Source organism: Chitinophaga sp. sic0106 (assembly GCF_019219075.1).
In the GTDB taxonomy this organism is placed as follows: Bacteria; Bacteroidota; Bacteroidia; order Chitinophagales; family Chitinophagaceae; genus Chitinophaga.
In genome coordinates this window covers 114,657-140,341 of record NZ_JAHUWJ010000002.1, presented here as the reverse complement: position 1 = coordinate 140,341, position 25,685 = coordinate 114,657, and the positions used below count along the sequence as shown (strand labels likewise).

Genomic DNA, 25,685 nt, shown 5'->3' with positions numbered 1-25,685 from the left:
AAAAACGGCATCGGCTTTCGCCGATGCCTTACTTTTTTAGTCTTTATAATCACTCACCGTTTTCTTTTTGGGAACCGGCTCCGGATGTATGTTTGGATTAAACGGATCATAGTAATACAAGCCTGCAGCTTCAAATAATTTCAGCTGTGGTTGCAGCCGCTGCATAAAGTCCGCTTCGTTTTTCCTGTCAGGTGCGGTCCAGCAGATTTCTGCGAGGGCGCAGATGCGCGGGAAGGTCAGGTAGTCGAGGCGTTTAGTGTCGGACACGGTTTCTGTCCACAGATTAGCCTGCATGCCTGCTATCAGCGATGGGTTTCCATCAGCAGGTAGCAGCGTGAGCGGATTGAATTTATACACGCTTTCAATCGGGTTATACAGCTTGCTCCATTTGCGGCCATGCCTGTTGGTGCTGTCCTGCACAAAATCAAAGTATAGTGGCAGTCGTGGACAGATAACAGTTGTGTAACCTTTTTCCAGTGCCATTTTCAGCGTATTAGGCTTATCGTGGCGCCACCAGTAGATGATGGTTTTATCTTTCGGCAGGGATACTTCCGCCATCTCGTCCCAGGCCAGCATTTTGCTGTTCAGCTTATAGAGCGAGTCGGACATACGCTGCATGAAATACAGCTCTACTTCTTTTATATTCGCCAGGTGTTCCCTTTGCATGAGTGCCTGGATATCGGTGTTGGTATTCCATTTTTCGTTGCCATAGCTTACTTCATCGCCACCGAGGTGGATCATATGTGCGGGAAAGAGGTCATTTACCTCCCGCAGGATATTGGTGAGGTAAGTGTAGGTGCCTTCTTTTGCTGGGTTGAAAGTAAATTCCGGATGCCCTTTTGAACCGCCCCCGCTAAATTCAGGATAGGCGTTATTGGCTGCAGTGGCGTGTCCTGGCATATCAATTTCCGGGATCACGTCGATGTTTCTGTCTGCGGCGTATTGAACGATTTCTTTGATTTCCGCTTGCGTGTAATAGGTGGCTGGCGCCTTTGGATCGGTGAAGTTGCCGATACCGCCAACGGTAGTCAGTTTGGGATATTGTTTGATTTCAATGCGCCATCCGGGCTCGTCTGTCAGGTGCCAGTGGAATTTATTGAGCTTGTAGTAAGCCATCCAGTCGAGCAGGGATTTTACTTTTTCCTTTCCGAAGAACTGGCGGGATTCATCCAGCATAAAGCCGCGCCAGGCGTATTGCGGAGCATCTTTGATGACCCAGCTTTGCAGTTGGCCTTTTTCATTACGGAGCAGTTGCAATAATGTAACAGCACCATTAAACAAGCCTTTCTCTGTATTTGCACTGATTTTGACACCCTGCGTGTTTACGACCAGTTCATAAGCTTCCGGATTATTATCCTGCATCCTAGCAATCACCAGGAGTATCTGCTGGCCCCTGCCGGTGGAAGCTGGCAGTTCAGGGAGTTTTGCTATTGCTGATTTCAGGAAATCAGCTACAGCCTGAACCTGGGTAGCTTTCGTTTTTCTGTCCACACGAACTTGCACGCCTCGGGTAATAATAGTTTTATCATTGGCAGTAGCAATGGTGGCGCTTGCCGGCATTGGTATCACTGGGCACTTCGTTTGTGCGTACGCGTGGTGCACACAAAGGAAAGCTAAAAGTGCAAAGGTTTTCTTTAGTATCACTGTTCTTATGATTTAGGTTGACATAAACTGTTACAGCACTAAGGTTTCCAGTAACCGCTGCAGGGTAGCTGCAGGGTCGGCGGTTAGGCCTGGGTGTACCTTAGATGTTTGCAGCATGGTGCTGCGTGTGGCGGTAAGCCAGCGGAAGCGACCGGCAGCATCCAGTTTGGCAATAGGACTGTGGGCTGTTTCGGCGGCGCAGATGTTGGTAAAAGCATCCAGGTAGGATTTAATCAGTGTTAAATCCGTGAGTGGAGAAAAGCAGCGGAGCCGTTCTTCGTCCAGTGCTACGAGCGACTGTAAAAATTTTTGCTGGCGGCAATACAGCACCACTCCTACGTTGAGGAACTCTTCCCGCTCTACCCTGGGCACAATGCGGATCACCGCATATTCATATTCAAACAAGCGTTTCTCTTGCATCTTGGGCTGCTTTTACAAAAATTTCTGATGAGGCAATCCTGGTAGTCAGGAATTCAAAATATACGTTGCGTACTTCGTCCGGGGTTTCTTCCCAGTCGCCGCTGCTGGTAATCCATACATCGGGGATCAGGTTCACGATGCCACGGATTACTTCCGGCGTGAGGATAGCGCGGTATTGCTTGTCCACTGTTTCCAGTTCAGTAGCCTGTGGCAGCAATACGTGATTGGCTATTTGCGCAAAAGGGCGTACTGCCTGGTCTTTCCAGTTTTGCCAGGTATGATGGAAATATAAAGCTGCGCCATGATCTATCAACCACAACTCATTTTTCCACCACAGCATATTGGTATTACGTGAAGTACGGTCTACATTGGTAAGCAGGGCATCCAGCCATACGATCTGGGAAGCAAGCATGGGTTCCACGATGGTTACTGCCGGATCGTAGGTGGCTGCGGCCGACAGGAAATGCAATGCGAGGTTGAGTCCTTCGCTGGAGCGTAGCAGGTCTTGTATTTCCTCATCTGCCTCCGTTCTTCCGAAAGCCTCATCCAGCGTGGCAAATACCAGCTCGGGCACCCGTAGTTTGAGGGCCCTGGCTATCTCCCCACCTAATAATTCTGCTATTAATGCCTTTACACCCTGGCCTGCGCCACGGAATTTCAGGACATACATAAAGCCATCGTCAGCTTCTGCAAGGCCCGGCATGGAGCCGCCTTCCCGCAATGGAGTAATATAGCGGGTTACATGAACTGTCCTAAGCTGTGGTTCCTTTTCATTCATACATACCGTATTTTCATGCCCAACAAAGACAGTCCGAAAATTAGCTCATTTTTTTCAGAAAGTGGTAATATTTGACAAGCGGGTACCGCTGCTGTTAACGATCCGGATGGCTTGCTGCTGCGCCGGTGTATGCTGGATACGCAGGCCTTTTAACGTGGCGCCTACGACATCTTCCAGAAAAATCCCGTACCGGTGATCCGTTTGTTCAAAGTCAAATACGGAACTTTCAATCACCAGTTCCTGCACATGCCGGGCCCAGAGGCCGTATGATGGCTGGATTTTAAGGTCCGCCGCATTGTACTGCCCTACTCCTAACTCTTGTGGTACCTGCGCCGTATCAGTAAGCGGGTGGCCGCCTTTGGCGGTGAGGTGAATATCTTTAAAACTAATATTGGTAATATACCCGGTAGCGCGGCCGTCAGGCAAGGTGAAGCCCATATTTTGCGGCAGTGAATAACCAGCCACAATGGCGGCAAAGTGGCGCTGGGTGCCGTCAAACGCTTTCCAACGGTTACCACTAAACGAACTTCCGCCATATACTTCTGTGATATCAATACCATTGAGCTGAATGTTTTCCACCTTTCCAATGCTCACGTTGGTGATCAGCAGTTCCTTATGATCGCGGCCATGCTCGTGGTAATTGAAAGTTTCCGCTTTGGCCCCCAGGATGCGGGCACGGTTGGAAATAGAAATAAAGAAAGGCGCCGCCGCACGCATCATTTTGGAACGATGGTGTAGCGGTCCCGTATGACCGCAGTTCAGGTGAATATCACTGATATGCGCGCCATCATTGGTGGATATAGAGAAGCCTGCTTTGTTGGCACCCAGTACATAAATGTTATCCACACAAATATCTTTGATATCATCTGCTGTTTCGGAACCAACCTGGAACAGGTTGCAGTTAGTATCTCCGATAATATTACGTACCCTGTAATGCTTTGCCGGCCTGGTAAATCCAAGTGAACAATCACTCCCAGGCTTCACAATATCATCAGAGCTTACCCGCGAATAAATATTTGTTACGGTAACATTATTGCAGGCCATGAAATCATAAATATCCCTGGCATTTTTCGGACTGTGCTTACCAAAATAAGTATCATGTACAAAGATGTTATCTGTACCGGTGGCCAGCAGCACGAAATGCCCTGCCTGATCGATGTGCAGCATATTATCCGTATCTGCATCACCGGAGATGTAATACGGCTCGTCTTTCTGTTCATCGTACCACAAGTCGTCTTTGCGGTATACTCCGCCAATTTCTATGTTGGTACAGAGTTTCAGGGAAAACATTTTATCACTGCGATTATCCGGTGCGTTATTCATTACCTTATCGCTGGTCACCAGGTTGCCGTTGCCGGTGATACGTCCGTTGCCGATGATTTTGATGTTATCCAGCCGTTCACCGGTAAACATGGCGTTATGAAAGTAGTGATGCCCTGCGTCTTGTTTGGTGAGGTAGTTTTCCGGGTCGTCGTAAGGTCCGTGATCGGTAGGGGATGTTCCGGAGCGATAGGCTTTATCGGAGAACCAGGTGGTTTCAGGGGCGTCGCCACCTTTTAAGGCGGCGATGGTAGCGCCTTTGCTGATATATAAATGCACATTACTCTGCAAGTGTACCGTTCGAATCTGGTACAGTCCGGGAGCAAAATAAAGCATACCACCTCCCTGCTGATGCAGTTTTAGTATGGCGGTATTAATTGCATCCGTATTATCGGTAGAGTCAGTACTACTGAATACTACTTTTTTGAGAAGCGGACTACGGTTTACAAATGGAGGTGCTGTAATACCGGCAAAAGCGTATCCACTCCAATGTTGGTCAGGTTCCGCTGTTCTATATCTGGCTTTCACCTGTAGTTTACCAGGTTGCTTAATAACGGCATCGGTTATACGTAGTTCAATATCATTTCCGTTATCGGGGCGTAGGTCCAGGTGGGAAAATTGCAGCACCGTATTACCCCTTTTGTCCTTCGACACCACAGCGGCTCCGATTGTAGGAAAGCGATAACCAGCAGCGGTTCTGCCGGAGCTGGTAGTAGCTAGTTTATCCAACAGCACCTCCCCTCTTCCGATGATATTTGCTGTTATTAAATCGGGGCGCGCGATGTGTACTGTTGCCGGCAGGGTGATTTCTACGGTAGCATCCGGGCTCCTTTGCCCGACTTTGAACCGCAGCAATATTTCTGTTGGCTGATTGAGTTTCCCTGTTTCACTTTGCACAGTCAGTTGCCCGGTAAGGGCTGCCGGCACCTTAGCAAGGAGGTAGTGTTTAATTTTTTTATTGGGAGATGTAACCGCTAATGCATCGGCATTGGTGGCTTTAAATGAATAAGCAGGATAGGCATTAGCCAGCTGCTGGGCCAGTACATATGCATCCTTGAAGGTGGAAACCAGTCCTGCCCCGGGTGCAGTATCCACCGTGTAGGCGTACGTACTTCCTGCCGGCACGTACATGGTATCCCCGCTAACGGACACCAGGTTTGGTATATTGGTAAATTCCTGCGCGTGCAGGCGTGTACTTACAACGGTCATACAAATGATGCCGCCTATCAGCCAGGTGTTTTTCATAACGTAAATCCTATAGGTACTCCCAAGATAGGACAGCACTGGCTATACTACTAATACTTTATTACCTTATCGCTGTACTATCGCCACCAGGCCCATGCCACCGGCTGTACAAATAGAAATCAGCGCTCTGCCACCGCCACGCTCATGCAGCACCTTGGCGGTTTGCCCCAGTATACGTGCGCCGGTAGCGCCAAACGGATGGCCGATCGCCACACTGCCACCGGTAGTATTAAGCTTGCTGCGGTCGATGCTGCCCAGCGGCTGGTCGTAGCCCAGCTTCTGGCAGTATGCCGGATCTTCCCAGGCTTTCAGAGTACACAATACCTGCCCGCAGAAGGCCTCATGTATTTCATAGAGATCGAAATCCTGCAGGGTAAGGTTGTTACGCCGGAGCAAACGTGCTACGGCATACGTGGGCGCCATCAGCAGTCCCTCTCCGTTTACATAATCCACCGCAGCGGATTCAGCGTCTTCCAGGTAGGCCAGCACGGGTAAGCTACGCTGACGCGCATACGATTCGGATGCCAGCAGCACCGCGGCCGCACCGTCGGAATATAAAGTACTGTTGCCTGCCGTTAAAGAACCAGTACCGCTGGTATCAAATGCCGGCCGAAGCTTTGCCAGCTTTTCCAATGTAGTATCCGGGCGAATAATGGTATCCTTGGTAACACCCTTGTATGGAAAAACAAGATCACTGAAAAACCCTGCCTGGTAAGCCTTTTCGGCATTCATATGGCTATGGTAAGCCAGCTCGTCCTGCGCTTCACGGGTAATGCCCCACTCCTTTACCATCCGCTCGGTATGCTGCCCCATGGATAAGCCCGTGCGGGGTTCTACAATGCTGGGGTATACGGGCGATAAATCCCTGATCCTGAATGAAGCCAGCACCTTCAGCTTTTCACCGAAAGTTTTTGCATGGCGCAGCGCGATCATCTTCCAGCTAAACTGCTTACTGAATAAGATAGGCAGGTCACTGTTCGTATCACTGCCGCCGGCAATACCAATGGCTATCTGCCCGGCTTTAATTCTTAAACCTATCTGCACAGCAGCATCCAGGCTGGTACTACAGGCGCGCACCACATTATAGCCGGGTGTAGGCGGGTCCAGGCCGCTGCCCAGCACACATTCACGGGCAAAGTTCCAGTCCGTACTGCGGTTCATAATAGCGCCCAGCGCTACATCACCCAGTCGCTCCCCGGTAAGGTTATATTTAGTAACAAGCTGCTGCAGGCATGCCGTAAGCATATCCTGGTTGGAGGTACGGAGGTAGTGCGTAAAGGACTTCACAAATGGAACGCGCTGTGATCCGATGATGGCTACTTTTTCCATGATAGCAGGGTTTTATTAAAGTTAAGATTAATTGGGAGGATGGATGGCAATAGCAATAACATCTACATCCAATTGCACGAAATATACCTTGGTAGAATTTAAGTAAGAATGAGTTTTGGGATGGAAATGCGGTAGCTAAAAGATCCTGCCTTACTCAATTATTATAATATAAATATCAAAATGACTTTTGAACTATACATTTGACATTCAATATTATATGGTATATAAATTTATATAAATAGTTTCTTTTCCGTTAATTATATCTTCAATAATTTTAGAAAAATAGATTCAATTTTCCGACTCAACTTTTAAAAAAATGGAAATCAACTTAGTTAAAAAAGAAATGATTTTATTTCGTGAAATAAGCACACTCATTGCAGGTAGCAAACAAAGATTCCTTATAAAAGCCAACACCGAACTGGTAATGCTATACTGGTATATAGGAACAAAGTTGAACAGTTACATATTAAAAAATGAAAGAGCTGGTTATGGAAAAGAAATAGTTAAAAAGCTGTCTATCCAATTAATATTGAAATTTGGTAAAGGGTGGGATGAGAAGACATTGAGACATTCTCTCCGCTGCGCGGAGATTTTTACTGAAGTTCAAATTGTCTCCGCAGTGCGGAGACAATTGAGTTGGACACATATCAAAACTATCATATACATAAAAGATGAACTACAGCGTGAATTTTATCTAACCATGACCGCGCATGAAAGATGGAGCAGTAGACAGCTACAGGATCGAATCAATTCAATGTTATATGAACGTACTGCCATCAGTAAAAAACCTGAACAGGTGATAAAGAATGATTTGGAACTGTTGCAACGTGGAAAAGAGATGACGACAGACCTCACTTTTAAAGACCCATACATTCTTGACTTCCTCGGATTATGCGATACTTTTAGTGAAAGAGATTTAGAACAAGCAATTGTTTATCAATTACAATTGTTCATTTTAGAGTTGGGGAATGATTTCGCTTTCCTGGCAAGGCAAAAAAGAATTGCGATTGGAGACACTGATTATTTTATCGATTTGCTATTTTATCACCGAAAACTAAGGCGATTAGTTGCAATAGATTTAAAATTGGGTAAGTTCGAACATAGTCATAAAAGTCAGATGGAACTTTATTTGAGATGGCTGGCAAAAAACGAGCAACAACCACATGAGCTGCCACCAATTGGCTTAATACTTTGTGCAGATAAGAATGACGAATTGATAGAGCTCCTTGAGCTGAATAGTTCGGGCATTCATATTGCCCAATACCTCCTTGAATTACCACCGAAAGAGGTGTTGCAAGAAAAACTTCATTTAGCAATTCAAGTAGCTAAACAGCGAATTAATAATAAGTATGAGGAGCATGTTTAGCTAATTATCGGGATGCTATAATGCACCTGATGAACAAGTTGCTTTACGCTGCTGCATCGCTACTTTTTCGAGCAAAAATAAAATCACAATCCTTTGCTTCTTTGCTTGAAAAAAATAGCTCTTATGACCTCAAAGGTTCTCTAAGCTAAATTAATCTTAGCGCACTCAAACCCCTTCCCCCCTCTGCGAAAAAAAAGCGGTCGCTCTGAGATCAGAACGACCGGTGCGCGTAGGACGATTATTAACACATGTATGATTAATTGCTTCATCAGGCGGGCGACAGCCTGCGCGACCTCAGATATACTGCCGTACGGTTCAGGTACGGAAACAACAGAATGAGCAACAGTGTAACGATGATCAGACACGACATCACTTCATAGTAATCCATCGCAAAGCGCAAATGCCCCTGTGTGTTTACACTATTGACCAGCAACTTGTCAGATGCCCGCATAGCCTTGCCAGCAGCCATTCCCTTCGCCTCAAGATGATGGGCCTGCATGCGCAGGGATTGCTTTACAACAGGATCAATTTTGGTGAGGTGATCCTGAAATGCGTTATAGTGCCTGCTTTTACCAAATAATTCAAAATAGTTGATGAGCGCAATGCTCACACAAAAGCCCAGGAAGCGGATCGCCAGACATACCGCCGAAGCGCTGGCGCCCCAGGCCACCGGTACGGCGGATATCGTGTACACGATCGTAGGTACCATAATAAAACCAACACCCGCTCCCTGTATAAACAGCGGCAGAAAATAATTAAATTCATCCGCCTGTATGTCGAACAGGAAAAACATCCACACATGGAATATGAGTAACAGTACAAAGCCGGGCACCCATAATGTACGGATGTGATGCTTCTTTATAATCAGCCAGCAGGCGGCGATTACGCCAAACACCAGTCCCGCAATATTCAGCAGGTTGATGTACGACAAGTGCATCGGATCAAACTTCAGCACGCTGGTATAAAACGTATTGGTGATACCGGATGCGAAGCGACAAATGTACATGATGAACAAAACCAGCAAGCCCACCCTGAAATTGCGAAATTTAAAAATCCCCACATCCAGGTACGGGCGGCGCATCTTATACTGTCGTATGATGTAAATCAGCAGCAGCACAGCAATACCAATCACGCTATTGCGTATACGTACATCTTCGAGCCAGTAATATTCCTGCCCGAAGATCATGATATAAGCGAATAGACATAAAGCGGTACTATATAATGCAAAACTTTGCCAGTCGAGGTTATAGAGCGGAAATTTCACTTTCAGCCGTACACTGTTCATCATCAGCAGCAGTAACAATAATCCTGGAACATATGTAAAGGCGACTGCCTTGTATACGATGTTAAAATCGAAGGCATCAATCATATCTGCTGTCACAAAGTTATTGAACGGCACGGCGCAGAGCAGGAACCCGAAGAAAACAGAAAAACTCACTTCCCTGGCCCTTTCACTCACCAGCCTGGTAAACATCAGAGATAGCGAGAGGTTTACCGTGCAGGCAAACAACATCCCCTGTATAAACCGGACCGGCAAAAAGATGTACAGGTCGTTGGTGAGGTAGCAAATAATACAGGTAACTACTTGTAAAAAAGTAAATATTACGTAGTACTCCTTTGCTGCCAGATAGGCAAAAAACCTACGTTCCAGGCTGTAAAAGCCAACATATCCCGCGTAGAACAGCGCCACTGCAAACTGTATATCAGCGGGCTCGCTGCCGTAGTAGCCTGCTGCTGCGTTGATGTTGGCCATCGGCAAAAAGAAGATGACGATACCCGGCAGTATCAGCAGGAACAGCACCGCTTTGATGAGCCATTCCGGTGCCCAGGATTTGAATATGGGAATGTGAATACCCTTATCCATGATGTTGCTTTTTAGGAAGATATACGTTCACGTTCATGCCAACCTTCAGCCGGTCGATGTCCTTGCGCTTACCATCCACACGGATACGTACCGGTACGCGCTGTACTATTTTTACGTAGTTGCCGGTACTGTTGTCCGGCGGCAACAGGGAAAAGCTGGAGCCTGTGGCGGGCGACAGCGAAATGATCGTCCCTTTGAACTGTTCATCCGGGAAGGCATCGGCGATGATATTAACGGTATCGCCTACACGCATTTTTTCTACCTGCGTTTCTTTATAGTTGGCTACTATCCACTTATCCGTTTCGTTGTTGACGATGTAGGCCAGCGTTTCACCGGCGTCGATCATCTGGCCTACTTCTACGGTGCGGCGGCCCATGCGGCCGTCGTAGGAGGCGCGGATAACGGTGTAGGCTACGTCGAGACTGTGGCGGTCGCGCAGTGCTTTTAGCCGCGCTATTTCCGCCTGTACTACTGCTTTCTCCGCGTATACATCCTGTATATGTGCGGTGGCGGCGCCGTAGTTTTCTTCTGCGGTTTTATAATCACTCTTGTTGATATCGAGGGTAGCCTGTACGTCTTCCAGCTGCTGTTTGGTGGCGGCTTCGTCGGCGTACATTTCTTTATAGCGTTTATATTCCAGTTCCTGCTTCCATACTTTTGCTTTGGCGCCACTGATGCGCGATTGTGCAGCGCCGGCGGTTTTTTGCAGGGTATTGATGTTAGCGTCGAGCACTTGCAGCTGCGCTTCAGATTTACGTATAGCCGCTTCCGTTTGATCTACTTCCAGGGTGTATTCCTGGTTATCGATGACTAACAGTGTATCCCCTTTTTTCACGAGCTGATTTTCTTCAAACTTAACGGCTACAATGAAGCCACCGGCGCGGGAAATAACAGGGTTCACGTATTCCTGCACCTGTGCATCGTTTGTTTGTTCGAAGAGATAATAAGAGCGGAGCGATTGAAAGCCCCAAACGGCCATAGCGAGTACAATAATCCCAGCCATCCAGCCTGTGATCCTGGTGATCAGCCTGTCGGATACGATGTATTTCTTTTTCATTTTGTATTATAGCGTTCCTGTGATGTGGCGGAGTAAGTAATATTTATTTTGGGCGAGAATTCTTGCGGCAGCCAGCTCAAAGCGGGTTTCCAGCAACTGCACATCTGCATCCAGCAGATCAGTTACCAGTGAGGCCTGATGAAAGTAAGCGCTTTTGATAATGCGTGCATTTTCCTGTGCCCGGGTAACGTTGGTTTGAGCAACGTCAATTTGTACCAGCGACTCCTTATAGCGAAGGAAGGCTTCCTTCACCTGTTGCCGCACCTTATCTTCTGTGTCTTTATGCGCTTCTTCTTCTTTCTCCAGCTCGATTTTCGCAGCGCTTACTTTATGTGTGTTATGGTATAGCGATGATAGTGGGAATGATACTTTTACACCTGCAATGCCAAGTGAATACCAGCTTGGATTGTAGGGATATAAGAATATTTGCGGGTTGGCGTAGTAGAAATCGCCGTACAGGCCTGCTTTTGGCCGTACATTCGCTTTTACCTGCCGGAGGTTTATTTTGCTGAGTGCTGTTTGGTTTTCGGAGAGATGATATGGATACGAGTGCGCCAAGGCTTCCTCCAAACAGTGGTTGTAATCAATCCCAGTTTCGGGCATCTCCAGTGCCGCCGGGGTGACCGGCCTTTCATCTGCTTCTCCCAAAATAATATTCAGCTTTTGGGTAGCTACCAGGATATCATTTTCAATTTTCACCAAGGTGAGCTGGCGTTTGGAGAGGTCCAGCTCTACGCGCAGCACATCACTTTTGAGTACGGTTCCGTTTTTATAAAACGTTTTAATTTCCTGCAACTGCTTTTCCTGATCGGCAATATCGCTTTTGATCAGATCCCTGAACACCAGTGCCTGCTGAAGTTCCAGGTAATGTGTAGCGGTTTCGTAGCGGATAGCGGATGTTGTTTCCTCTTCCCGGATGGTGGCCATCTGGTGCAATATTTTATCCGCCTGCAGGTGAAGATTTAACTTGTTACCGTTGTAAATGTTGAAGTACATATCTGCCCCTACTTTATATAAGGTATGAATTACTTCATGCTGACTGGTAGGTTTTGTGAAGACGCCATCGCCGTAGATAGGGATGTTGGTAGCCTTTTCAGCACTGCCTGCCACATCCAGTTCGGGGAGTCGCTCTTTCTTACGATCCTCAATATCTTCGGCTGCAATGGCCGTACTTTTTTTCCTGATGGCAATTGCCCTGCTGTAGGCTTCCGCTTTCTGCCATGCTTGTGGCAGCGTAATCTTCAGGGTATCATTTACAGTGGTTGCCTGTGCGTAAATGTGCGATGAATGAATTGCCAGGAACAGTCCCGTGGCAATAATTCCTTGTCTGTGATTCATAATAATAGATACCTGTAATCAATATCCGGGTGCAAAATTATTACGAGTTACGATATGCCGTTTCAGATAAAACGTCAATCTTTTCATCATTCCAGCCAAATTAAATTTTTACCTTTACACGACATTAAAGAGCAGGTTATGGGATTGATAGCATCGTTACCGGAAATCAACAAGCAGCGCAATGCCGTGTTTGTGATGCATGAAAAATCGGAGAAACTGATACCCTTACATACTCATAATAAAGGGCAATTGAGTTATGTAGAAGGAGGTATCGCCTATATCACCATTTCCAACCGTACCTATGTAGTGCCCGCCAGGCATTACTTCTGGGTACCGCAAGGCATGCCGCATATCCTGCGCATCGGGCATTCGGCCACCGTATTGCGCTCACTGTATTTTTATGCACATGATGATGACAGCAACGATTTTTATAGTCAGCTCGGCATTTATCCTGCCAGCGAGCTGCTGATACAAATGATCAACTACTCCGAACGCTGGGATGGTCGTCATGTTACCAGTCAGGACGATAATTTCGAGTTCCTCGTGGCCATGAAAAAATTATTGCCGGAGCTCAACAACAAGGCGCTGCCCATCATCCTGCCAACTACTGATGATGACCAGATGCTGAGGATTATCCGTTACCTGGAAAAAAATATCGGGGAGCGACTCACCCTCGCTGAAGTGAGCCGGCACTTCAACCTCAGCGAGCGGTCCATGTCCCGCTTATTCCAAAGTTCCCTGCAAATTTCGTTTTTACAGTACCTGAAAACACTGCGTATGGTAAAAGCGATAGAAATGATTCTTAAAACAGCGAAGCCTGTCAGTGATATAGCCTATGAGGTGGGGTATACCTCTATCAGTAGCTTTTCGGATGCGTTTCATGAGTTTACACATTCCAGGCCTACGGATTTCAGGAAGCGTTGATTTTCCGAATTCACCCAGCCCCATCTTTATGCGTCAAGCACGGCCCCCGCGTTAAGCCGGCATCTGTTGGCGGTAACGTTGCTTGCGCCGCCGGCGCAAGCAACCCTTGTTGCGTCAGGACCAAAGGTCCTGACGCAACAAGGGTTAGACCAAAAAAAAGAGGGCCCACAAGCCCTCTCTAATAGTTTTCAATAAAAATAGTCTTGATTTAATTTAGACAGCTTCCGCCATCTGAGAGCTGAGGTACATGCGCGCATAACGGCAGGCATTCCATTCAGCGGTACTGCAGTCCAGTGGAGACACCTCATCCAATGCGGATTGTAAGAGCTCCAATGATGCAGCCTTGTTTGATTCAGACAGATCACCTACAGCATGCTGAATGATCTGTTCTACTTCGGCGATGCTTTCACCTTTCTTAAGTTGACTCATTATCATCGGGATATTTCCTTCTGCTTTCATCATGCTTTTGTTTATCGCTTATCAAATTATTTTTTAATGTACATCTTCAAGAGGGTATCTACCGAGCAATCCACCAAATGATAGGCAGGTGGCACTTCATCGCCGAGACTGTGAAAAGTAACCAGCCGCGTCCCCGAAGGTTTGGCATCCAGTACTTTAAACAGATACTTACAATAGTAGACGTATAGGCTCTGTGAATATTCTATTTTATGATCTATTCTGTCCTGGTGATCCAGATTCTCGAAAAAAGCGTTGTAAAAGTAGAAATTATCATAATCATCCATGTCCAGATGAGTAAAGTTTCCGTGTATAAAATCTACATTAAATTTTCCTGTCATATTTCGGGCATCCATGGCAAGATCATATAGTTCCTCCCGTTGTTCTACCCCAATAAAGGTGGCATCCGGGTTATAATGACCGCCTACCAGGCAAAATTTCCCTACACCACTGCCAATATCCAAAATCCGCTTTCCTGGTGCATCTGCGAGGAACCTTGCGGAAGCCTTTGCTACTCCCAGTGGTGTCCAGTGCCGCCTTGATAATCGTTGTATACGCTCAGGATACAGCCAGTCAAATGCCCCGTCATTTAAAAAACAGTTAGGCTTAACCAATCGCTCACTCAAGCCAAAGCCTGTTGATAATTCCATCCTGCAAAGTTAACTTTGCATTTAACCTGTTGCGTTGATAAAAATCAATTTTTCAGGTTTTGGTATAATCGTGTGTATGAGCTTAACTGGCATTTTTCCGATAGACAAATGGAATTTCAGGTCACAATCGATCTTCCTGAACTTACCCGATGAAGAGTATGAGCTCCTCTGTGCAAACCAGCAGGAGCAAGTGTTTGAGCAGGGTGAAATCATCTTCCGCGAAGGCGGAATTCCCTCCGGTATTTACTTTATTAAATATGGGAAAATAAAGAAATATAAGGCAGATAAAGACGGACGGGAGCAAATAATTTATGTGGCAAATACCGGCGAAATAATCGGTTATCATGCCATTTTGGGCGACGATCGCTATCCCGATTCTGCCGCCGCCCTGGAAGATTGCCTCCTGAAATTTGTTCCTAAAGAGGATTTTCTGGCCGCATTACAACAATCTCCCATACTTACACAGCGGCTACTCAAGGCCCTTAGCCATGAATTCGCTGTGCTGAGCAACACCATATCGGTGTTTGCCCAACGCTCCGTAAAGGAACGGCTCGCCATCGCCCTTATCGTATTAAGAGAAAAATATAAAGATGACGGAGCTCCCGGAGAACAGGTGATCATCAACATCTCCCGGACAGACCTGGCAAACATCGTTGGTACAGCCAAAGAAAATGTAGTCCGATTCCTCAAAGAATTTAAAGAACAGCAACTCATTCATACCAACGGCCGGAAAATCGCCATACTTGATATCAAAAAATTAATAGAGATATCGAATTACGTTTCCTGAAAATGAGTTGTAAACACATATTAATCTTTCACCACCTGTAGCACTATTTTGCCGATATGCTCACTGCTTTCCATCAACGTATGGGCAGCAGGAGCTTCTGCCAGCGGAAAAACCTGGCTGATCACCGGTTTAAATTTCCCTGCTTCAATCACCGGCCATACCCGCTCCCGGATCTCCTGCGTAAGTGCCGCCTTAAACGCAAGATCCCTGTTACGTAACGTACTGCCCGTAATCGTCAACCGCTTCTGCATCACCGCCAGCGCATCCAGCGTATCCTTAGCGCCCCGCATCACATTGATAAAGACCAGTCTGCCCTCCACATTGAGCAGATGAACGTTTTTGTGGATATAATCGCCACCAATCATATCTAAAATCACATCTACCCCTTCCGGTTTTAAGTGCACCTCAAAATCTTCCGTGCGGTAGTTGACACAAATGTGCGCACCCAACTCCATGCAGGCCGCACATTTAGCATCTGTACCTGCCGTGGCGAACACCCGCGCACCAAAAGCCCGCGCCAGCTGAATGGCCGTAATACCAATACCGCTGCTGCCACCATGAACCAGGAAATGCTCGCCCTCCTTCAGTCGCCCCCGCTGAAATACATTGTGCCATACGGTAAACACCGTTTCAGGTAACGTGCACGCCTGTATGAAATCCCATCCGGCAGGAACCGGCAAACATTGCCCCGCAGGTGCTACGGCATATTCCGCATAACCACCACCGGCCAGTAACGCACATACTTTATCCCCCGCTTTCCATTGGCTCACACCCGGCCCTGCCTCCACAATTTCACCTGCTACCTCCAGCCCGGGAATATCCACCGGCGCTCCCGGCGGCGCCGCATAATTACCTTTTCGCTGTGCTACATCCGGGCGGTTGACCCCAGCAGCATGTACTTTTATCAATACCTCTTCTGCCCCCGGCGTCGGTGTATCTCTCTCCATCACATGCATGACCGATGGCCCACCAGGCTGCACAATAATAATTGCCCGCATAACATATTTTTTGTAAGTTGAATGTAATTAAGCATTCCAAACAAACTGCTCTCACTGTAAATAACCACAAATTGTGGTATTTCTTTTGATCAAGCTATCACACCCGTTATATTCATAACAACCATAACGCTATTTGATTGTTCTTTCATTAAAGTAAATAACTTGATCTTATGCAAACTATTCTGGCATTAACCGATTTTTCTGACACAGCGTTCCATGCGGCTGAATATGCCAGCTTCCTGGCTAAATACTATAAAACCCAGCAATTAATCCTCTTAAACAGCTACTTCCTCAACCCTACGGCCCTGGCCAATCAACCTGTGGTGGCCTTTAGCGTACCGGACATTAAGGAAGAAAGCGAAAAACTCATCGCACAATGGCAAACAGAAATGAGCGTGATCACCGGCGAAACTACCAAAGTACACGGTATTACCTCTAACCTGCCCATTAACGAAGTCATCGAACAACTGACCGTAGAAGAGGATGTCCGCTGCGTGGTGATGGGCATGAAAGGTAAATCCAACCTGGAAAAAGTACTGGTAGGAAGCACCGCCATCCGCACCATGAACAGCATTAATCTCCCATTACTGCTCGTACCTGCTGATGCCCCAATTACTATTCCTAAAAAAATTGTACTGGCGGTTGACCTGGAAATATTTAAAGATTCAGAGAAGTCACAGCTCACGCGCATACTGGATCTCTTCCAGGCCCAGGTGCTGGTATTAAACATTGCTAAAAATGATAAATATCAGACAGAACTGAGAGATGAAATTCAACAGTTGCACACGCTGCTGGAACCATATAACGTAGAATATACCTACAACTCCGACAGGGATGTGGCAAAAAGCATCAGCGAGTTTGCACAGGCAAACAGCGCAGATATGATCATCACCATTCACCGTAAAAATAACAGCGTACTTTCCTTCTTCCAGAAAAGTATTACACAAAAACTTGCCTGGAATACGAACATACCTTTAATGGTGCTCCCTAAGTAAAAACATGCGAATGACAACAGTAACCGCCGGCTGGCTGCAAACCGTAGACGCGCTGAAAGATGTACCGGTGAGCCAGCTCCAATGGTTCATAGACAACAGCGAACAATACCACTATCCCGTTGGCAATACCTGGTTCAAAGCCGGCGATGCCGTGCCGGGCACACATATCGTTATTTCAGGCCGCGCAAAACTATACCTGCAGCAACACAACGATATGGTGGAGCTGATGACCCTGGAACCTCATTCCATCACCGGCTACCTGCCTTTTTCCCGCATGACCAAAGCTGCCGCCAGCTGCGATGTGGTAGAAGAAATGCAGGTACTTACCTTCCCCCGGGAAAAAATCGATGACCTGATTCATCATCATTTTGAACTCACACAGGCACTGGTACATGTGATGACCAGCCGCGTGCGCGACTTCACCAGCCTGCAACAACAGAGCGAAAAAATGATGGCACTCGGTAAGCTATCCGCAGGACTCACCCATGAACTCAACAACCCCGCCTCCGCTGTGCTGCGCGGCGCCAGAAGTCTGAAACAACACCTGCAGCTGGTACCCGATGTATTTAAAGCACTGATGAATCTCCAGCTTTCTGAAACACAGGTGGATGCGGTGAACAACATAATGTTTGAAGTCATCCACCAGGGCCCGCCACCACCCATGGGCATGCTGGAACGCAGTGATAAAACCGATGAGCTGCTGGATATTCTCGATAAATACAAAGTGGATAACGCCATGGACATCGCGGAAAACATGGTAGATTTCGGGTTTTCTGATGTACATATTGAGCAATTCAATCAACATATACCACCAAACGCCGTTTCTCCGGTATTGAACTGGATTAACACCAACCTGGTGACGGAAAAAATGGTGACCGACATTGAAGAAGCCGCCGCGCGCATCAGCAAGCTGGTGGACTCTGTAAAGTCGTTTACCCACATGGATCAGGGGCAGGACAAATCCTGGATAGACGTACATACCGGCTTGCAAAGCACGCTCAATATGCTGGAGTATAAACTGCGAAAAGGTAATATCGAAGTTAACCGTAACTTTGATACCTCACTGCCGCAAATCAGTGCGTTTGCAGGTGAGCTAAACCAGGTATGGACCAATATCATCGACAATGCCATTGATGCCATGGAACCTAACGGGAAAGGACAAATTACCGTAACTACCGCCATGGACGGCAAATGCCTGGCCGTAACAGTAACAGATAACGGCCCTGGCATCTCACCGGAAATAAAAGACAAAATTTTTGACCCCTTCTTTACCACCAAGGATATTGGTAAAGGTACCGGAATGGGACTCGATATTGTAGCACAGATTATCCGCCACCACCGTGGCAATTATAAAGTAAATAGTGAGCCGGGCAACACCACCTTTACGGTATTGCTGCCGCTGCACGACTAACAAATTATGAGCCTCCCGATTATTCTTTGTATTGACGACGACCCGCAGGTGCTGAGAGCGATTGTACGCGATCTGAAAAACAAGTACCGCGAACAATACCGCATTATCAGCACTGCTTCTGTAAAAGAAGCCAGGGAAAGTTTGACTGAGCTAAAAAACAAAGGCGAAAACATCGCCATGTTTATATCCGACCAGCGCATGCCGGAAATGGACGGGGTGAGCTATCTCGAATATGCACGCAAGTTTTATCCGGAAGCCAAGCGGGTACTGCTTACCGCCTATTCGGATACAGAGGCCGCCATCCGCGCCATCAACAAAGCCCAACTGGATTACTACCTGGTAAAACCCTGGGACCCGCCGGAGGAAAAATTATATCCGGTACTGGATGAACTGCTGGACGAATGGCAACACAGCTATCGCCCCAGCTTCAAAGGCATTAAAGTTGCCGGCTATCAGTACAGCCAGAAATCCCATACCATCAAGGACTTCCTGGCAGGCAACCTGATTCCCTACCAATGGCTGGACATTCAAACATCAGAAGATGCACAGCAACTGCTGCAACTCAATCAGCTCACCACTAAGGAGTTACCGCTGGTTTTTTTTGAAGATGGCAGCTGGCTCTCAAACCCCGCTATCCAGGAACTGGCAAAGAAAGTAGGGCTGAACCCACAGGTAAAGCACGATGTATACGATGTAGTGATCATTGGTGCAGGCCCCGCCGGCTTAGCAGCCGGTGTGTACGGCGCCTCCGAAGGATTAAAAACATTATTGATTGAAAGACGCGCCCCTGGCGGCCAGGCAGGCACCAGTAGTCGCATCGAAAACTACCTGGGCTTCCCTACAGGCCTCAGCGGTGCTGAGCTTACCCGCAGGGCCATTACGCAGGCTACGCGTCTCGGTACGGAGTTCATTACGCCACAAGCCGTATCCAGCATTGAACAGATAGACGGTTATAATAAAATCAACCTGGAAGATGGCAGCTCCGTCAATACCCGCAGCATCATCATCACTACCGGCGTGGATTACCGCACACTGGACACCAAAGGCCTCTCCGATTTTACCGGCGCCGGCGTGTACTATGGCGCGGCCATGACGGAAGCCACCGCCTGCATGGGCGGCGATGTGTATATTGTGGGCGGCGGCAACTCCGCCGGCCAGGCCGCCATGTATTTGTCCAAGTTTGCCCGCAAAGTGATTATCCTCATTCGCAAGCCCGATCTGACCAGCACCATGTCCGCCTACCTGATCGATCAGATCAATGATACGCCTAACATTGAAGTGCATGGTAAATCAGAAGTCATCGAAGCCAAAGGAGGCGACCGACTCGAACAACTCGTGATCAGTAATATCGACACCGGCGAATCAGCCACCGTGGAGGCGGTAGCACTGTTTATTTTCATTGGCGCCAAGCCCATTACCGACTGGATCTCCCTGAATATTATCCGGGATGGAAAAGGTTTTATCGAAACCGGTAATGAACTGAAAAATTACAGCGATTTTAAAACAATCTGGAAACAAACCCGCGATCCGTATTTACTGGAAACCAGCTGTCCTGGCATATTTGCAGCCGGTGATGTGCGGGCGAGAGCGATGAATCGTGTAGCCGCCGCCGTTGGAGAAGGATCGATGGCAATTAGTTTTGTGCATAAGTATCTGGCAGAGGTGAAGTAATACTTTTGAAGTTTTTCCATTTTGGAAACAATTCATTAAGCCAGCCAGCAGTGAATTTGCTGGCTGGCTTTCCTGTAAGTTTATCCTATTGCCGGCCTCCATCTGCACGTAATATCATTCCTGTTTTGCATCGTATATACATTATCGTTATCCTTTAATTTTTTTGGGAGAGATTTATGTCATCACCCTTGAAAGCCCCAAGGTAACTGGCTGTTGCCACTTACATCTTTAACCATTCAACTACTATCAGCGCGAGACGCCTGACTTACAAGGAGTTGCCGTATACTACTCCGTCCTTATACCGACTATGAATTAAAATAGTTAATTCCGGATGTATTCACTAACTTTATCCAACCACCATATCTATTTCAGCAGAGAATTTACTATTAATCGAAAAAACCTGGTCTCAGCAAAACCCGGCGCTAAAACAAAATAATAAACCATGCATAAGCGTACAATTATGATGATAGATGATGATGCCGATGACAGGCAACTGTTCTGCGATGCGTTGCAGGAAGTAGCCCCCGGCACACATGCGCTTGTGTTTGAGAGCGGCGTGGAAGCATTATCCAGATTACAGGATAACAGCGTATCCGTACCTGATTACATCTTCCTGGATATTAACATGCCGATGATGAATGGAAAGGAATGCCTCACCGCCCTCAAAAAAATCGCACACCTCAAACTAACGCAAATTATTATGCTGTCTACCTCCGCCCTGCGGGAAGACTTCAACGAATCCATCGAACTCGGCGCGCAGTTCTTTATGACTAAGCCCAACTCTTTCACAGACCTTTGCGAAAATATCCGCAGTGTACTGGAAAACAAGTTCAAACACATGCTCAGAAATTAACCTATCACCGCACATCATTTTTTCAGACCCACCTTTGCAATCGTTTGCAATAAAGCTTACTTTAGCGGAATAACTTTCTCCGCGATATGAAAATGAAGGCTTTATGCATCATCTCAGTCATGATGCTCTCTATCCCTGCCATGGCAGCGAAAATTAATGTCAACACCATCGGCGCACTGCAACAGGCCATTAAAAACGCAGTACCTGGCGACGAAATTATCCTGGCCAACGGCACCTATACCACCGAAGCAGATATTACCATCGCCTGCACAGGCACCGCCGCCAAACACATCACCATCAGAGCCGCATCACCATTAGGCGCCGAAATCACCGGCAATGGCGGGTTTATGCTCATTAGTCCCGCCACCTGCGTGGATATTACCGGGTTTAAATTCACCCACCGTGCCAACCACACCAAAACAGCACCCGGCACCAGCTTCTGCAGGTTCACCCGCAACCTCTTCGAAACCACCGGTGATGGCGAATACCTGATGCTCGCCGGCAGCGACCACCAGGTAGATTACAACACCTTCCAGCATAAAAACAGCATGGGCCGCTTTATCGCCATCCGCGGACAAGGCAGCCAGATCGCTGAACGCATATGGATACACCACAACTATTTTAACGACTTTAAACCTCAAACTGGCAACGGCGCAGAAGCCCTGCAGTTTGGCCTCAGCGGCTTCAGTATGTCCACCAGCAACAGCATTGTGGAACATAACCTGTTTGAAGCCTGCGCCGGCGAAAATGAACTGATCTCCGTGAAATCCTCCGGCGTTACCCTGCGATACAACACCGTCCGCAATTCCAAAGCACAGTTTACCCTCCGCCATGGTAACTACTGCCAGGTATACGGCAACTACTTCTTCCAAACACCAGGCCTCCGCATATTCGGTGATCATCATCTGGTGTACAGCAACTACTTCAAAGACTGCCAAACCGCCATCACCATCGGCAATGGCGACGGTGAAGTAGCTACCGGTAGTCTGCTCACCTGTCATGACCGCCCTGATTCCGTATACATCGGCTTCAATACACTGATCAACAACAAAAGCAATATAGAACTGCCGGAACGCAAAAACGGCCTGGGCGCCACCTATGTTACGGTAGCATATAACATCATTCAGGGTGGCAACGCGGCAGCACTGATCAAAGGCACCTATCCAGGCGCTGTTTGGACCAGCAACTATATTTACCAAACCGCCGGCGCCGGAGATATGCCCGCAGGCACCTACCAGGAAGTAAATCCAAAGCTGCAACAAAACAAACAGGGTATATGGCACCTGACAAAAGGTAGTCCTGCCGCCGCAGCCAGCAAAGCTGCCATCACCGGCATCGGCTGGGATATGGATGGTCAGCCCCGCACCACACCGCTGGATGCAGGCGCCGATCAGCTGTCGCCCGCACGCATCACCGCACGCGCACTTAACGCCGCAGAAACCGGCTGCTTCGCTAAATAATTTAGCAGCATTTCTTATCTTCGGACCTTTAATTCAGGTATGAAGGTTTGTATTGCTGAAAAGCCCAGCGTAGCACGTGATATTGCTACCGTTATAGGGGCCACTCAACGAAAGGATGGATATTACGAAGGAAACGGTTTCCAGGTAACCTGGACATTCGGGCATTTCTGTACCCTGAAAGAACCACATGATTATTACGAACAGTGGAAGTTCTGGCGCCTGGAAGACCTGCCCATGATCCCCCCCAGCTTCGGCATCAAGCTGATAGAAAACAGCGGCGTAGCCAAGCAGTTCAAAGTCATAGAACAACTGGTGCAGCAATGTGAAGAAGTGATCAACTGCGGGGATGCCGGCCAGGAAGGTGAACTCATCCAACGCTGGGTACTGCTGAAAGCCAAATGCACCGCCCCGGTGAAGCGGCTATGGATCTCCTCCCTAACGGAAGAGGCTATACGCAACGGCTTTCAGCAGCTAAAGGACAGTGAACAATACAACAACCTGTACGCTGCCGGCAGCGCCCGCGCCATCGGCGATTGGCTCCTCGGCATGAACGCCACCCGTCTCTTTACAAAAAAATTCGCCGTAGGAAAAGTAGTGCTCTCCATAGGTCGCGTGCAAACCCCTACCCTGGCCATGATTGTAGCCAGGCAAAAGGAAATCAACGCCTTTGTGTCAGAGGAATACTGGGAACTGAAAACCATCTACCGCGAAACGGAGTTTACCGCCACCATAGAGCGACTCAAAAACATTGAAAAAGCCAACAAAGGCCTCGCCTACCTCAAGGAACATCCTTTCGAAATCACCAGCTTCGAAAAAAAGGAAGGTAAGGAAGGCAACCCGCGGCTGTACGACCTCACCGCACTCCAGGTAGACGGAAATAAAAAATTCGCCTTCTCTGCGGACGATACACTCAAATATATCCAGAGCCTGTACGAGAAAAAACTGGTTACCTACCCCCGCGTAGATACCACTTACCTCTCTGAAGACCTGCACCCTAAGATCCCAGGCATACTACAGGATATGACGCCCTATGCTGCACTCACCGCACCATTGCTGGCAAAGCCTATCCCAAAGCTGAAAACAGTTTTCGACGATAAAAAAGTTACCGATCACCATGCAATCATTCCTACCGGCGTATATCCGCAAGGGTTACCCCTGGAAGAAAAACGCATCTATGACCTGGTAGCCCGGCGCTTTATTGCGGCCTTTTACCCGGAATGTAAAATCTCCAATACCACAGTACTCGGTGTAGTAGGCCAGGTTGAATTCAAAGCCACCGGTAAACAAATCCTCGAACCTGGCTGGAAAGAAGTATATGCCAACGATCAGAAAGATGAAGAGGAAGAAGGTGAAAAAATTATTCCTGAATTTACCGTAGGCGAATCCGGCCCACACGAACCACGCATCCACAAAGGCAAAACCACGCCACCCAAAGCCTACACGGAAGCGACTTTGCTGCGTGCCATGGAAACCGCCGGCAAACAGGTAGAACAGGAAGAAATGCGCGAAATGCTGAAAGATAACGGCATCGGCCGCCCTTCCACGCGCGCAAACATCATTGAAACACTGTTCAAGCGCAAGTACATCGACAAAAAGAAAAAGAATATCTATGCCACTCAAACCGGCATGGACCTCATCGATACCATTGAAAATGAAATCCTTAAAAGTCCTGAACTCACCGGACAGTGGGAACTCAAGCTGCGCCAGATCGAAAAAGGCGAATACGCCATGGAAACGTTCAAGCAGGAGCTGATCCAAATGGTGATCGACCTTACCAAAGAAGTGAAAACAGGCAGCTACAAGGTGATCACCATTGCGCATGAACCACCACCATCACCGGAAGTAAAAGAAAAGAAACCAAGAGCACCTAAAAAGCCGGCACCGGAAATTGCGGAACTGCAATGCCCTAAATGCAAATCACATCCGCTCAAAAAAGGCAATACAGCTTACGGCTGCAGCAACTTCCAGGTATGCGGATTCAAAATCCCCTTTGAAGTTTTCGGCAAAAAATTATCAGATAAACAAATCAATGATTTGGTTACAAAATCCAAAACAGGAAAAATAAAAGGGCTGAAAATGACCGATGGTAGCGAGAAAGAAGGGAAAGTAGTATTAGGTAAGGACTTCGGATTAACCATAGAATAATTTAATCTTCCACCACTGTCAGCTTATAACTCTTCGCATGCCTGCGCGGTATGATTACCTGTCCGTTTACTTCCGCCCAGGCTTTGGTAAACGCTGCGCCGAAATAAAATATCATTGCGGTATAAAATACAAACAGCAACAGCAGCACTGTGCTGGCAGAAGCGCCATAAATATTGTTAATACTGCTGTAATTCAATGCCACACGCAGTATCAGCTTACCTATATTAAAGAGAATACTCGTTACAAAAGCGCCGGTAAACAGCACGTTGCGCTGCGGTCTGCCCGCAGGCAGAAAATAAAATACCAGTGCAAACCAGATAGTAACAGTAACAACGCCCAGGCCGTAATTCAAGGTACTGTTGAAATAGCCCGTGAGTGCGGGCACGTAATAATCGATGAAGCGCCCGATGAGTTGCTGACCGGCACTTGCCACCAGGTCAATAATAAATATCACCCCAATGAAACAGATGACCAGTAAGCCTTTGAGTCGCGCCAACAGTATATCCCCAAAATTTTCCTTATCTACCACACGCACACTCCACAATTGATTGAGACTGCTGCTGATGACCTTAAACAGCGTAGTAGCCACAAACAGCAGAAATACAAACCCCAGTGTAGTGATCAGCTGATTTTGCGCAATACCGCGTATAGCCTGCAACGTGTCTGCCACCATATGGGCAGTTTCCACTCCTATGATGCCCTCCAGCTGTTCAAACAGGCGCTTGCCGGAGCGTGGCACCCGGAAAATCAGCCTCAGCAACTGGATTACTATTACGAGGATAGCTGGAAGCGCAAACGTGGCAAAAAATGCGGTAGCCCCTGCCAGTCGCAGCGGATCATTAATCATGAGGTTCTTAAAAGCTTCCTTAAAGGCTGTCAACAGTCTCTTCCAACGCATACACGAAATTACGACAGTAGTCATTTGTAAAAAAAGAAAAAAAAGTGTATCCTTATCTGGAACCAAAAAATACGGA

At 47.5% G+C, this 25,685-nt stretch carries 21 protein-coding genes; 9 read left to right on the top strand and 12 right to left on the bottom strand.

Annotated features, from left to right (window positions below):
• Positions 1 to 36 precede the first annotated feature (36 nt).
• The 5 genes from KW844_RS03460 to KW844_RS03440 form a co-directional block, all read right to left on the bottom strand.
• On the bottom strand, positions 37 to 1,644 hold the full coding sequence (locus KW844_RS03460) for a beta-N-acetylhexosaminidase (protein WP_218375320.1): 1,608 nt from the start codon (positions 1,642 to 1,644) through the stop codon (positions 37 to 39).
• Between the two features lie 30 nt (positions 1,645 to 1,674).
• The gene (locus KW844_RS03455) at positions 1,675 to 2,064 is read right to left on the bottom strand and encodes a DUF3037 domain-containing protein (protein ID WP_218375319.1); all 390 of its coding nucleotides are present in this window, start codon (positions 2,062 to 2,064) and stop codon (positions 1,675 to 1,677) included.
• A complete protein-coding gene (locus tag KW844_RS03450) occupies positions 2,042 to 2,842 on the bottom strand; it encodes a HipA family kinase (RefSeq protein ID WP_218375318.1) in 801 nt (266 codons plus the stop codon). Before KW844_RS03450 ends, KW844_RS03455 begins: the two co-directional genes overlap by 23 nt.
• A gap of 54 nt (positions 2,843 to 2,896) precedes the next feature.
• Positions 2,897 to 5,407, bottom strand: coding sequence for an endopygalactorunase (locus tag KW844_RS03445; protein ID WP_218375317.1), 2,511 nt, complete (start codon positions 5,405 to 5,407; stop codon positions 2,897 to 2,899).
• A 66-nt stretch (positions 5,408 to 5,473) separates the two neighbouring features.
• Positions 5,474 to 6,736, bottom strand: coding sequence for an acetyl-CoA C-acetyltransferase (locus KW844_RS03440; RefSeq protein WP_218375316.1), 1,263 nt, complete (start codon positions 6,734 to 6,736; stop codon positions 5,474 to 5,476).
• 316 nt (positions 6,737 to 7,052) lie between these two features.
• On the opposite strand from KW844_RS03440, the gene KW844_RS03435 reads away from it, so the two are divergent.
• Complete coding sequence (locus KW844_RS03435) at positions 7,053 to 8,102, top strand: YhcG family protein (RefSeq protein ID WP_218375315.1); 1,050 nt, start codon at positions 7,053 to 7,055, stop codon at positions 8,100 to 8,102.
• A 268-nt stretch (positions 8,103 to 8,370) separates the two neighbouring features.
• On the opposite strand, the gene KW844_RS03430 is transcribed toward KW844_RS03435, so the two are convergent.
• Genes KW844_RS03430 through KW844_RS03420 form a run of 3 tightly spaced genes read right to left on the bottom strand, consistent with a single transcriptional unit; the run spans position 8,371 to position 12,361 of the window.
• Positions 8,371 to 9,966 (bottom strand): beta-carotene 15,15'-monooxygenase, encoded by a 1,596-nt coding sequence (locus KW844_RS03430; RefSeq protein ID WP_218375314.1) that lies wholly within the window; start codon positions 9,964 to 9,966, stop codon positions 8,371 to 8,373.
• Entirely contained in the window at positions 9,959 to 11,023 is a 1,065-nt protein-coding gene (locus KW844_RS03425; RefSeq protein WP_218375313.1) for an HlyD family secretion protein, read from the bottom strand. The genes KW844_RS03430 and KW844_RS03425 overlap by 8 nt, the downstream gene beginning before the upstream one ends.
• A 6-nt stretch (positions 11,024 to 11,029) precedes the next feature.
• Positions 11,030 to 12,361, bottom strand: coding sequence for a TolC family protein (locus tag KW844_RS03420; protein ID WP_218375312.1), 1,332 nt, complete (start codon positions 12,359 to 12,361; stop codon positions 11,030 to 11,032).
• Positions 12,362 to 12,499: 138 nt separating this feature from the next.
• Here KW844_RS03420 and KW844_RS03415 point away from each other — a divergent pair, with 138 nt between their 5' ends.
• Positions 12,500 to 13,285 carry an AraC family transcriptional regulator gene (locus tag KW844_RS03415; RefSeq protein WP_218375311.1) on the top strand — a complete coding sequence of 262 codons (786 nt, stop codon included), beginning with the start codon at positions 12,500 to 12,502 and terminating at the stop codon, positions 13,283 to 13,285.
• A 213-nt stretch (positions 13,286 to 13,498) separates the two neighbouring features.
• Here KW844_RS03415 and KW844_RS03410 read toward each other — a convergent pair whose 3' ends face one another.
• Positions 13,499 to 13,714: a hypothetical protein gene (locus tag KW844_RS03410; RefSeq protein ID WP_218375310.1), complete on the bottom strand. Its 216-nt coding sequence runs from the start codon at positions 13,712 to 13,714 to the stop codon at positions 13,499 to 13,501.
• 56 nt (positions 13,715 to 13,770) lie between these two features.
• Entirely contained in the window at positions 13,771 to 14,391 is a 621-nt protein-coding gene (locus KW844_RS03405; RefSeq protein ID WP_218375309.1) for a class I SAM-dependent methyltransferase, read from the bottom strand.
• Between the two features lie 76 nt (positions 14,392 to 14,467).
• Here KW844_RS03405 and KW844_RS03400 point away from each other — a divergent pair, with 76 nt between their 5' ends.
• On the top strand, positions 14,468 to 15,178 hold the full coding sequence (locus tag KW844_RS03400) for a Crp/Fnr family transcriptional regulator (RefSeq protein ID WP_218375308.1): 711 nt from the start codon (positions 14,468 to 14,470) through the stop codon (positions 15,176 to 15,178).
• A gap of 20 nt (positions 15,179 to 15,198) precedes the next feature.
• Here the strand turns inward: KW844_RS03400 and KW844_RS03395 are convergent, their stop codons facing one another.
• On the bottom strand, positions 15,199 to 16,176 hold the full coding sequence (locus tag KW844_RS03395; RefSeq protein WP_218375307.1) for an NAD(P)H-quinone oxidoreductase: 978 nt from the start codon (positions 16,174 to 16,176) through the stop codon (positions 15,199 to 15,201).
• Between the two features lie 170 nt (positions 16,177 to 16,346).
• On the opposite strand from KW844_RS03395, the gene KW844_RS03390 reads away from it, so the two are divergent.
• The 6 genes from KW844_RS03390 to KW844_RS03365 all read left to right on the top strand — a co-directional run bounded on the left by KW844_RS03390 (position 16,347) and on the right by KW844_RS03365 (position 24,711).
• Entirely contained in the window at positions 16,347 to 17,171 is an 825-nt protein-coding gene (locus KW844_RS03390) for a universal stress protein (protein WP_218375306.1), read from the top strand.
• A 10-nt stretch (positions 17,172 to 17,181) separates the two neighbouring features.
• Positions 17,182 to 18,582: an ATP-binding protein gene (locus tag KW844_RS03385; protein ID WP_218375305.1), complete on the top strand. Its 1,401-nt coding sequence runs from the start codon at positions 17,182 to 17,184 to the stop codon at positions 18,580 to 18,582.
• Between the two features lie 6 nt (positions 18,583 to 18,588).
• Positions 18,589 to 20,253 (top strand): FAD-dependent oxidoreductase, encoded by a 1,665-nt coding sequence (locus KW844_RS03380; protein ID WP_218375304.1) that lies wholly within the window; start codon positions 18,589 to 18,591, stop codon positions 20,251 to 20,253.
• A gap of 442 nt (positions 20,254 to 20,695) precedes the next feature.
• On the top strand, positions 20,696 to 21,106 hold the full coding sequence (locus tag KW844_RS03375) for a response regulator (protein WP_218375303.1): 411 nt from the start codon (positions 20,696 to 20,698) through the stop codon (positions 21,104 to 21,106).
• Positions 21,107 to 21,192: 86 nt separating this feature from the next.
• Positions 21,193 to 22,566: a polysaccharide lyase 6 family protein gene (locus tag KW844_RS03370; protein ID WP_218375302.1), complete on the top strand. Its 1,374-nt coding sequence runs from the start codon at positions 21,193 to 21,195 to the stop codon at positions 22,564 to 22,566.
• Positions 22,567 to 22,605: 39 nt separating this feature from the next.
• Complete coding sequence (locus KW844_RS03365) at positions 22,606 to 24,711, top strand: type IA DNA topoisomerase (protein WP_218375301.1); 2,106 nt, start codon at positions 22,606 to 22,608, stop codon at positions 24,709 to 24,711.
• A 1-nt stretch (position 24,712) separates the two neighbouring features.
• Here KW844_RS03365 and KW844_RS03360 read toward each other — a convergent pair whose 3' ends face one another.
• Positions 24,713 to 25,609 (bottom strand): YihY/virulence factor BrkB family protein, encoded by an 897-nt coding sequence (locus tag KW844_RS03360; RefSeq protein ID WP_218375300.1) that lies wholly within the window; start codon positions 25,607 to 25,609, stop codon positions 24,713 to 24,715.
• Between the last annotated feature and the right edge of the window lie 76 nt (positions 25,610 to 25,685).

What these genes read in the sequence shown, in the direction of transcription:
- KW844_RS03455 (WP_218375319.1), bottom strand. Translation starts at nt 2,064, where the DNA reads ATGCAAGAGAAACGCTTGTTTGAATATGAATATGCGGTGATCCGCATT.
- KW844_RS03450 (WP_218375318.1), bottom strand. Translation starts at nt 2,842, where the DNA reads ATGAATGAAAAGGAACCACAGCTTAGGACAGTTCATGTAACCCGCTAT.
- KW844_RS03445 (WP_218375317.1), bottom strand. Translation starts at nt 5,407, where the DNA reads ATGAAAAACACCTGGCTGATAGGCGGCATCATTTGTATGACCGTTGTA.
- KW844_RS03440 (WP_218375316.1), bottom strand. Translation starts at nt 6,736, where the DNA reads ATGGAAAAAGTAGCCATCATCGGATCACAGCGCGTTCCATTTGTGAAG.
- KW844_RS03435 (WP_218375315.1), top strand. Translation starts at nt 7,053, where the DNA reads ATGGAAATCAACTTAGTTAAAAAAGAAATGATTTTATTTCGTGAAATA.
- KW844_RS03430 (WP_218375314.1), bottom strand. Translation starts at nt 9,966, where the DNA reads ATGGATAAGGGTATTCACATTCCCATATTCAAATCCTGGGCACCGGAA.
- KW844_RS03425 (WP_218375313.1), bottom strand. Translation starts at nt 11,023, where the DNA reads ATGAAAAAGAAATACATCGTATCCGACAGGCTGATCACCAGGATCACA.
- KW844_RS03420 (WP_218375312.1), bottom strand. Translation starts at nt 12,361, where the DNA reads ATGAATCACAGACAAGGAATTATTGCCACGGGACTGTTCCTGGCAATT.
- KW844_RS03415 (WP_218375311.1), top strand. Translation starts at nt 12,500, where the DNA reads ATGGGATTGATAGCATCGTTACCGGAAATCAACAAGCAGCGCAATGCC.
- KW844_RS03410 (WP_218375310.1), bottom strand. Translation starts at nt 13,714, where the DNA reads ATGAGTCAACTTAAGAAAGGTGAAAGCATCGCCGAAGTAGAACAGATC.
- KW844_RS03405 (WP_218375309.1), bottom strand. Translation starts at nt 14,391, where the DNA reads ATGGAATTATCAACAGGCTTTGGCTTGAGTGAGCGATTGGTTAAGCCT.
- KW844_RS03400 (WP_218375308.1), top strand. Translation starts at nt 14,468, where the DNA reads ATGAGCTTAACTGGCATTTTTCCGATAGACAAATGGAATTTCAGGTCA.
- KW844_RS03395 (WP_218375307.1), bottom strand. Translation starts at nt 16,176, where the DNA reads ATGCGGGCAATTATTATTGTGCAGCCTGGTGGGCCATCGGTCATGCAT.
- KW844_RS03390 (WP_218375306.1), top strand. Translation starts at nt 16,347, where the DNA reads ATGCAAACTATTCTGGCATTAACCGATTTTTCTGACACAGCGTTCCAT.
- KW844_RS03385 (WP_218375305.1), top strand. Translation starts at nt 17,182, where the DNA reads ATGACAACAGTAACCGCCGGCTGGCTGCAAACCGTAGACGCGCTGAAA.
- KW844_RS03380 (WP_218375304.1), top strand. Translation starts at nt 18,589, where the DNA reads ATGAGCCTCCCGATTATTCTTTGTATTGACGACGACCCGCAGGTGCTG.
- KW844_RS03375 (WP_218375303.1), top strand. Translation starts at nt 20,696, where the DNA reads ATGCATAAGCGTACAATTATGATGATAGATGATGATGCCGATGACAGG.
- KW844_RS03370 (WP_218375302.1), top strand. Translation starts at nt 21,193, where the DNA reads ATGAAAATGAAGGCTTTATGCATCATCTCAGTCATGATGCTCTCTATC.
- KW844_RS03365 (WP_218375301.1), top strand. Translation starts at nt 22,606, where the DNA reads ATGAAGGTTTGTATTGCTGAAAAGCCCAGCGTAGCACGTGATATTGCT.
- KW844_RS03360 (WP_218375300.1), bottom strand. Translation starts at nt 25,609, where the DNA reads ATGCGTTGGAAGAGACTGTTGACAGCCTTTAAGGAAGCTTTTAAGAAC.